Source organism: Bacillus cereus group sp. BceL291, assembly GCF_051776705.1.
GTDB lineage: Bacteria > Bacillota > Bacilli > Bacillales > Bacillaceae_G > Bacillus_A > Bacillus_A cereus.
On record NZ_JBPWAP010000130.1, the window covers coordinates 1 to 8,686 of the forward strand.

Genomic DNA, 8,686 nt, shown 5'->3' on the forward strand with positions numbered 1-8,686 from the left:
AAAGTGTCACAGAATGACTCTTCTGTGACGAAAATATATAAGGTAACTCACTATAACGTTCAGAAAATTACGAAATTCACGATTTACTCAAAGATGCTGGTTCTAGGCCTATTAATCCTGTAACATTACCGTTCACTTCTCGAGACGTCTATAGGACTGAATCATTGGCAGGGCTGAATCTATTTTTAACTCAACCTGTTAATGGAGTACCTAGGGTTGATTTTCATTGGAAATTCGTCACACATCCGATCGCATCTGATAATTTCTATTATCCAGGGTATGCTGGAATTGGGACGCAATTACAGGATTCAGAAAATGAATTACCACCTGAAGCAACAGGACAGCCAAATTATGAATCTTATAGTCATAGATTATCTCATATAGGACTCATTTCAGCATCACATGTGAAAGCATTGGTATATTCTTGGACGCATCGTAGTGCAGATCGTACAAATACAATTGAGCCAAATAGCATTACACAAATACCATTAGTAAAAGCTTTCAATCTGTCTTCAGGTGCCGCTGTAGTGAGAGGACCAGGATTTACAGGTGGGGATATCCTTCGAAGAACGAATACTGGTACATTTGGGGATATACGAGTAAATATTAATCCACCATTTGCACAAAGATATCGCGTGAGGATTCGCTATGCTTCTACCACAGATTTACAATTCCATACGTCAATTAACGGTAAAGCTATTAATCAAGGTAATTTTTCAGCAACTATGAATAGAGGAGAGGACTTAGACTATAAAACCTTTAGAACTGTAGGCTTTACCACTCCATTTAGCTTTTTAGATGTACAAAGTACATTCACAATAGGTGCTTGGAACTTCTCTTCAGGTAACGAAGTTTATATAGATAGAATTGAATTTGTTCCGGTAGAAGTAACATATGAGGCAGAATATGATTTTGAAAAAGCGCAAGAGAAGGTTACTGCACTGTTTACATCTACGAATCCAAGAGGATTAAAAACAGATGTAAAGGATTATCATATTGACCAGGTATCAAATTTAGTAGAGTCTCTATCAGATGAATTCTATCTTGATGAAAAGAGAGAATTATTCGAGATAGTTAAATACGCGAAGCAACTCCATATTGAGCGTAACATGTAGAATTAAAATCTACCTAAATCCAGAAAAATAAAAGGGTTAAATATACAATTCTTGTACCAATATTTTGAGTGATTAGATGTAGGATGAAATTTAATTGTATGCTATTTAACAGTAGAGATATTAAAAATTAATTTATCTATACATTAATAGTATAGACATACAAACATAAGAGAGCATTGTCTTTTCGTAGGCTACAATGCTCTCTATTTACTATTTATTTTTCTTTTGTATCTTCAAATTGACGTTGTTCTAAGCGTTCTATTGCAGCTCGTCGTTTAGTATCATCAATGTTTGTATAAAGAGATGTTGTTTCCATAGAATTATGTCCCATTTGATTTGCTAATAATACTAAATCTTTATTTTCATTATAGTGATTAGTAGCATAAGTATGACGTAATTTATGAGGGCTTTTCTTTTCATCAAAAGCCCTTGTGTATTTCTCTGTAAGCTTTTGTATAGCATTAACAGAAATTTGCGCATAGGATCCTTTATAATTTGTTACAAATAGAATATCTTCAGCATCAGGACACTTGTAACGAGCAGCACGTACTTTTAGATACTCTTGAACATCATCTAGGGCTGTTTGTGTAGCCAAAATAGATGATTTTTTATCTCCTTTTCGTACAACTTTAATGTAACGAGTACGAAAATTGATACTAGAAATAGTTAAACTAGCTGTTTCAGATACCCGAAGTCCTGTACCTAAAATTAAACTTAGAATAGCAATATCACGCTCTCTATCGCGTTTGAAGAATCTTAACTTACCGGGAGCGTTTTCTTTTAGCATTTGCTCATATTCATTAGATAAAAAGCGCATAAATTTAATATCATCATTATTGTGAAAAATAACTTCAGAAATTTCTTTCGCTCTTGCTGAAGCGTCAATTTTTTCCTTATGAATTTCCATTTTGGCCATAACATTTCTATAAAAGTAACATTCTCCATTATCATCTTCAGTGTTTTTGGTTAGGTAGTTAAATAATGATTTTAGAGCTGAAAATGTTCGTATAATTGCCTTTGTTTTATTACCTTGTCTCTCTAAATAGCTTTTAAACCTTTTTACTTGTTTAAGAGGAAGGTGTTCCAATGTTTCAATTGGCACCTCATGTAATTTCGTAACCGTTACAACTTCTCCATTTACGAAAACAAGACGAGAGGAGATCAACCAATGTAAAAACATTTCATATTCAATTAAATATCCATACAAAGTAGCAGGGGAGAGGTTCGTTTTCTCTTCAATATATTCAATGATATACCAAGGCATTTTTTCTTTATGACGTTCTACACGTGCTTTATACACTTGTTTTTCTCGATTGCTCAATTTTTTCACCTCAAACTTCAAAACAGTACATTGATTTTCTATAATCAATGTACTGTTTTGTCTTAATTTGTCTAATTTTACATTAAATACAATTTTAATTGATATTCTTACGAAAACAACTTTATATAGAATTTCCATTTAAATTAACTTTTAAAAGTCTTTAATTTATTGCATAAATATCTCTAGATGCTGCATTGTCTTTTTTATATGATTATTTTTAAATACGTGTTTTTTACGTTCATTCCAACTATGGATATAATTGATAATCTCATCGAAATCCATTATTGAATTATTTCCATACTTTATAGACCAATGTACAGTAGCTAAAAGCTCCATACCATAAGGGGTTTCATATCCTTCAATTAAATTTTTTACCTCTTCAAGTCTTTTTAAAGATTCTTCATCATGAGAGATAAACTCTTTAGCTTCTAATATTGCATCTTCAAACAGATTAATATCAGATTTAGAATTTCGATCACCATAACCACGAATATAATGTCCTTCTAAACGAATTAAAACATGATTTAAATTTTCCGCATATGGACCATATATATATTTCACAAAATTTAAACGAAGAGGCTCTCCACACTCTTGTAAAAAATAAGCTAATTTCTGTATTTCGAGAAGCGAAAGGTGATATCCTGGAGCTCTGTATTGCTCCATTAATAATAGTAAAAGAGCTCTTGCTTTTGTCATTTTTGGCTTAGTTGTACCTATTTTCATGCTATTTGGATCAGGATGACCAGAAGGTTCATATAGATAAACTGTAGTATTTAAGTCCTCTAATGACTTTATAATTAAAGGCTGTACTTCACTCCAATCTAAGCCCCCATTACCACATCCAAGAGGAGGTAATGCGATCGATTTTATATTATAATTAATAATTTCATTTCTTAAAGAACTAAGCCCACTCTTAATATCTTCAATTCTTGATTTATTCTTCCAATGCCTTTTAGTTGGAAAGTTTATAATGTATTCTGGTGATCCTAAGAGGTGTGTTTTATATATAAACATTTTCCCAGGCTGAACTTGATTAATTTTACATGCCTTCTGATAAGCTTTAAAATTATCAGGGAATGCTTGTTTAAATTGAAGGGCGATACCTTTTCCCATTACACCGACTGTATTAACGGTATTCACCAAAGCTTGTGCATCAGCTTCTAACAAATTGCCTTTTGTTATTTTAATCAATTTCTACCACCACCTTAATAATACCAATTAGGTTTTAATTTAACTGTTAAAGAAACATTATGTTCAGTTAATATTTTTTCGGTTTCTTCTTTATATTTTTGACTATAGACTGCAATCCCGATAATACAGTCAAGTGGGACATATTGGTAAACCAGAAACTCTGCCATTCTTCTACGCTTTCTATCATTGTCTTCAATCGTGTCATGCCAATATTTACTCTTCATTATATCCCAATCAATGTTGTGCAATTCTTTAAGATCATTGTAATACTCAGTGAAGTGCATTATTCCATGGCCATCAGTAAAACAAAAAGGAACCCCGTTTTGCTTTATTTTTTGCGCTGACGATACAAAATAAATGAGAGGCCCTTGCCCCTCATTATATTGTGTGACATTACCTTTATAGATACTGTATAACATAGGTGATTTTGGAGCGAAATAGAATGGAACATATTTATGTAATGTTCCAAATGGTTCTACTGGAACTGAGTAATAAGCTCGTCTGTTTTGTATATCATTATTAGCAATATTACAATATGTTTGCCCATTATTCATGATGCTAGAGACACACACGAGTCCATTTGAAGATAATATTTTTGATAAATTTCTATAATGAGTCATATGATATATAAATGTGTTTGAATGCATTATGTACCTCACGATATTAACGTTTAATTTTATTTATATTATAACACACTATAATTATCAATTAAACTCGAATTTAATGTAAAATTATTTCTTAATCATTAACAATTCATACAGCCTGTATATAGCCTCCCCCTTTATTCTTTCATGTAAGTTTCTTCTCACATATAACACGTTCATGCTATGAATGTGTTTCATAAATTCCATTATTACATATATGAAATTTGATTTATGCTCAAAAGAGGACAACTAAATTGAAGTGCCCCCGAAAGTTAGACAGGTCGTTTCATTAGGCAGCCTCTAGGGTATGAGCCCGGTATTGTACCGGACTCATACCCTTTAATTTTGCCTTAATTCTTTTATGATTATAGTATTCTATATACTTTGCTAATTCTTGTTTGAAATGTGTTATACTTTCAAATTCTTTTCGATACAGAAATTCTGATTTCATGATACCGAAAAAATTTTCAATAACGGCATTGTCATAACAGTTTCCTTTGCGAGACATACTTTGTGTTATGCCACATTGCTTAAGAGAATGACGGTATTGTTTCATTTGATAGTGCCAACCTTGATCAGAATGAATGAGGAGTTTGTCTTGATCTGTTACACGTTCAAAGGCTTGGTCTAACATTGTTGAAACAAGGGAATAGGTCGTTCTTGAACCAATTGTATACGTGATAATTTCACCATTAAATAAATCTAACATTGGTGATAGGTATAACTTCTCCCTAAATAACTTACACTCCGTTATATCTGTAATTCATTTTTCATTTGGTTTGTCGGCTTGGAAGTTGCGATTTAAAATATTCGGCGCAATTTTCCCAACTGTCCCTTTGTAAGAGCGATATTTTTTCATACGAACAAGGCATTTTAACCCTAATTCTTTCATAAGGTGATACACCATTTTATGATTTATTTTGTGTCCACGATTCATCCGTTCATCATAAATAGCTTATTACTTGAGCTTTGTCTTGTTTGGTGATTGTTTCTTGTTTTGAACTACAGCATTAAACCTTTTTAAATATACATTTTCCGCTTGTAGTGTTTCTATTGAGCCTTCTACTACTGGTTTTATTTTTTTATCTTTCATGGATGGACGCCCCTTTTTCTTTGAATGTAGGGCATACAATCCTCCTGTTTCATAAGCTATTTTTCATTTCCGAAGTGTTTCATAAGACGGAATATTGGTAATGTCTCTATAAAGGGATAAAACATTCTTCTTATGTGCCCAATCAATAAAATAATGTCATACATACATTAGAAAAAACACACTTGGAGGCGATTCTCATGTCAAGAAGAAGATTTTTTGATTTACGCGAAGGAGATCGAATTAAAGTATTCTCAGCTGGTATATTTGAGGGCGAAGGAATCTTTATTCGCTTCGCTGAAGAAAAGGATGAAGACTTTATTTTTTGAATTAAAAACAATAGAAATGATTGTGACAGAGAACGGAAATGTGATCGTGAGGATTACTAATATTGTTCTATAATTTCTCATAAGAAAGCTTAGGAACAGCTGTTAACAAATCATTTACGAATACAATTCCTTATCCCTGTATTTAATGATGAAATGAAATAACCATTTTGTCTTACTATTTTATTGGAACTTTAAGTCCATAGATTTATCCTATAGAAATTATTGTCTACATGTAGCACACTTCTTTTGTAACCCATCCCCTGAAACGGTAAGTTTAAGAATTTTCTAACACCTGAAATTTTTATCTAGAAACTCTTGATTATCACCTGTTATTATCCGGATATCTTGTATGGTAAAACCTTTTTCAAATGAGAATGAATTTTATTCCAATTCCTCTTCTTCTTAGTACTGTTACAAAGTTTTTAAATATGAAAAGCTTTAGGTTAACTTGAAATGATTTCTCCCATATTTCATCCGATTTGGATATAAAAAAATAAAGAGGGTGTCTCAGAGTAAGAATTTTACTACTTTAAGACACCCTCTAATATCCATAATTATATATCATTTAGTTCCGTCAATATGTTTAAGAATTTTCTATTAAATTTATGATAGAATAAAATACTAATTGTACATTCACTCAAACCTTAATAAAGTGGTGGAAGATTAGTTGGCACAAACATAATATTCATGAGATCAAATGGAGTACCGGAGTTTAATGTCACATTTATATCTAGCGTTACATTAGTATTATCACTTGCTACTATATTACCGATATTAATATCTGAAAAACGAGCTCCATTATCATTAACTCCATCGTTATTTGTAGTGGTATTAACATTTGAAACAGTATAAACTCTACCGTTTATAGTAACTCGAATAGTTGAATTTCCTATTGAAGATACTCTTAAATAAAGATTGTAACTATTTCCATTCCCTCTAAGCGTATAACGAGCTGTCGTGTTGCTTTGTTCAAATCTTAAGGAATCACCTTGATTTCCAAATTTTTCAGAAATAAATGTTCGAGTTTGATTATTCACTTGAGTGGCATGTATTGGCGATATAGTAAATCCTGTATAATCTTCTGGCGCCAAATGGATCATAGTACCATTTTCATTAGCGGCATAGATATTATTTTTTCTGTTATGCACAGATACCAAATAGGCCCGTGCTCCACCAGGTGTTCCCGAAGGACTTTCTATATTTCTTATTTGGTTATAGTGTAACGGTCTTGTTAGATCTTCGTTTCTAATAACTAAAGGAACCCCAGAAATATTACGGATAAAATAATCTGGGAAATAGTTTGAATTTCCACGGGCTGAAAAAGCACCACACCTTAAACTTAAAGTTGTTTGAAAGGATTCTGTCTGCCAATTCGTAGAGGTAGCAACGCCCTCTCGATCTGTACCTGAATCCAGCCAACTTCTAACAAATGGTGTTGATAAAGGAGGGAGGACCGTGCTGCAATTAAAGTTGTGATTGAGATTAGTCGCCCCTATGAGACCAGATGAAACTCCTCCGCTATAATTAACCCTGGCACTATTCAATGAATGAGTTGTAGTACTACCCGGTAAACCACCAATATTAGGGAAGGTAATAGAAAGCCTAGTACCACTAATACCAGATAATATATAATTCGAATTAACTTGGAAAAGAGAATATAAAAATGGCCAGTTTTGTGCTGTAAATGATTGTGTCTGCTGTGGTCCACTACCGCTAGCATATAAATTAGCGCCAGAAGATACCATAAGACTCTGATATTTAAACAATGACCAAATGGATACATATTCAAATACATTTAAAAACATATATGTTCTAAATTCTAACATATCGTGTAAACGGGTGTTTAACCCTCTAAACGCAGTTTGATACGTATTTATACAATAATTAGAATAATCTCTTGTATAATTTCTCAGGTAATCTCGATACGTACGTAATGTTGCTGCTGAAATACCCCATTCATCTGCATTAAGAATAACATCTCTAATAAAAGAAAGATGCATATTGGCTGCCTGTGCAAATAAAGGTAATAATAACAACTGGTATCCTTGTATCTGGAACTGGGGTAATCTATTTAGAAATAATTGCTGCATTGTATTAACCGAAGAAGTTATTGATAAAGGAACAGGGTTTTGAGTAGGGTTTAAAAAATTATCTACTTGTTGATTAAACTCCCTTATATTCGCTTGGAGCCCTATCAATTCTGCATTTACACGAGCAAGGGTATCTGTATTAAGTCTTTGATTTAGGAATTGTTCTGTCTCCCTTAAAATATCTTGCATTAGATTTGTACTACCACTAGGAAATATTATCCCCCATAATTCACTCAATATCCTTTTTCCAATAAGACTCCCCACTTTCTTTAGCAAAAAACTAGACACAGTTCCGACTACAGGAGCTACATATAAACTATGATCTGTTCTTTTCCACTCCATCCATTCTTTTTGGATGGTATCTAATGATTTATGTTCAAAACTAAATGGATCATGGGCTACTACATTATACGCATCACAAATAGTTGTTCTTCCACTATTCAATACATTATTCATATAAAATTCCTCCTTAAATATCTAGTTTTATATTAAAACTAAACTCTTTTGATAATAACGAGTATGTTTAAGAAACTACTTACTACTTACTACTTACAACCACAATCACAATTCTGACTTTGATTATACGTATCAATTAAATCTTGTGTGTATACATTCAAATCTTGTGGGCATACATTCTGACTTTGGTTATACGTATCAACTAAATCTTGTGGGCATACATTCTGACTTTGGTTATACGTATCAACTAAATCTTGTGGGCATACATTCTGACTTTGGTTATACGTATCAATTAAATCTTGTGTGTATACATTCTGACTTTGGTTATACGTATCAACTAAATCTTGTGGGCATACATTCTGACTTTGGTTATACGTATCAACTAAATCTTGTGGGCATACATTCTGACTTTGGTTATACGTATCAACTAAATCTTGTGGGCATACATTC

General features: G+C 32.5%; 5 protein-coding genes and 3 pseudogenes. 2 read left to right on the forward strand and 6 right to left on the reverse strand.

Annotated features, from left to right (window positions below):
- Positions 1-110: 110 nt before the first annotated feature.
- A pseudogene (gene cry1Ia / locus ACS2CR_RS32455) lies at positions 111-1,115 on the forward strand (pesticidal crystal protein Cry1Ia); the annotation flags it as partial.
- 214 nt (positions 1,116-1,329) lie between these two features.
- Here cry1Ia and xerS read toward each other — a convergent pair.
- From xerS to ACS2CR_RS32475, 4 genes and pseudogenes are all read right to left on the reverse strand, one after another.
- The gene (gene xerS / locus ACS2CR_RS32460; protein WP_014481901.1) at positions 1,330-2,436 is read right to left on the reverse strand and encodes a tyrosine recombinase XerS; all 1,107 of its coding nucleotides are present in this window, start codon (positions 2,434-2,436) and stop codon (positions 1,330-1,332) included.
- A gap of 165 nt (positions 2,437-2,601) precedes the next feature.
- Complete coding sequence (darG, locus tag ACS2CR_RS32465; protein ID WP_000591046.1) at positions 2,602-3,627, reverse strand: type II toxin-antitoxin system antitoxin DNA ADP-ribosyl glycohydrolase DarG; 1,026 nt, start codon at positions 3,625-3,627, stop codon at positions 2,602-2,604.
- Positions 3,628-3,641: 14 nt separating this feature from the next.
- Complete coding sequence (gene darT, locus ACS2CR_RS32470) at positions 3,642-4,274, reverse strand: type II toxin-antitoxin system toxin DNA ADP-ribosyl transferase DarT (protein WP_000555978.1); 633 nt, start codon at positions 4,272-4,274, stop codon at positions 3,642-3,644.
- Positions 4,275-4,560: 286 nt separating this feature from the next.
- Positions 4,561-5,460: pseudogene (locus ACS2CR_RS32475) on the reverse strand (IS3 family transposase); the annotation flags it as partial.
- Between the two features lie 101 nt (positions 5,461-5,561).
- Between ACS2CR_RS32475 and ACS2CR_RS32480 the strand changes: the two are divergent.
- Positions 5,562-5,690 carry a hypothetical protein gene (locus ACS2CR_RS32480; RefSeq protein ID WP_004425465.1) on the forward strand — a complete coding sequence of 43 codons (129 nt, stop codon included), beginning with the start codon at positions 5,562-5,564 and terminating at the stop codon, positions 5,688-5,690.
- A gap of 644 nt (positions 5,691-6,334) precedes the next feature.
- Here the strand turns inward: ACS2CR_RS32480 and cry2Ab are convergent.
- Both cry2Ab and ACS2CR_RS32490 read right to left on the reverse strand, forming a co-directional pair.
- Entirely contained in the window at positions 6,335-8,236 is a 1,902-nt protein-coding gene (cry2Ab, locus tag ACS2CR_RS32485; protein WP_001067062.1) for a pesticidal protein Cry2Ab, read from the reverse strand.
- 89 nt (positions 8,237-8,325) lie between these two features.
- Positions 8,326-8,686: pseudogene (locus ACS2CR_RS32490) on the reverse strand (hypothetical protein); the annotation flags it as partial.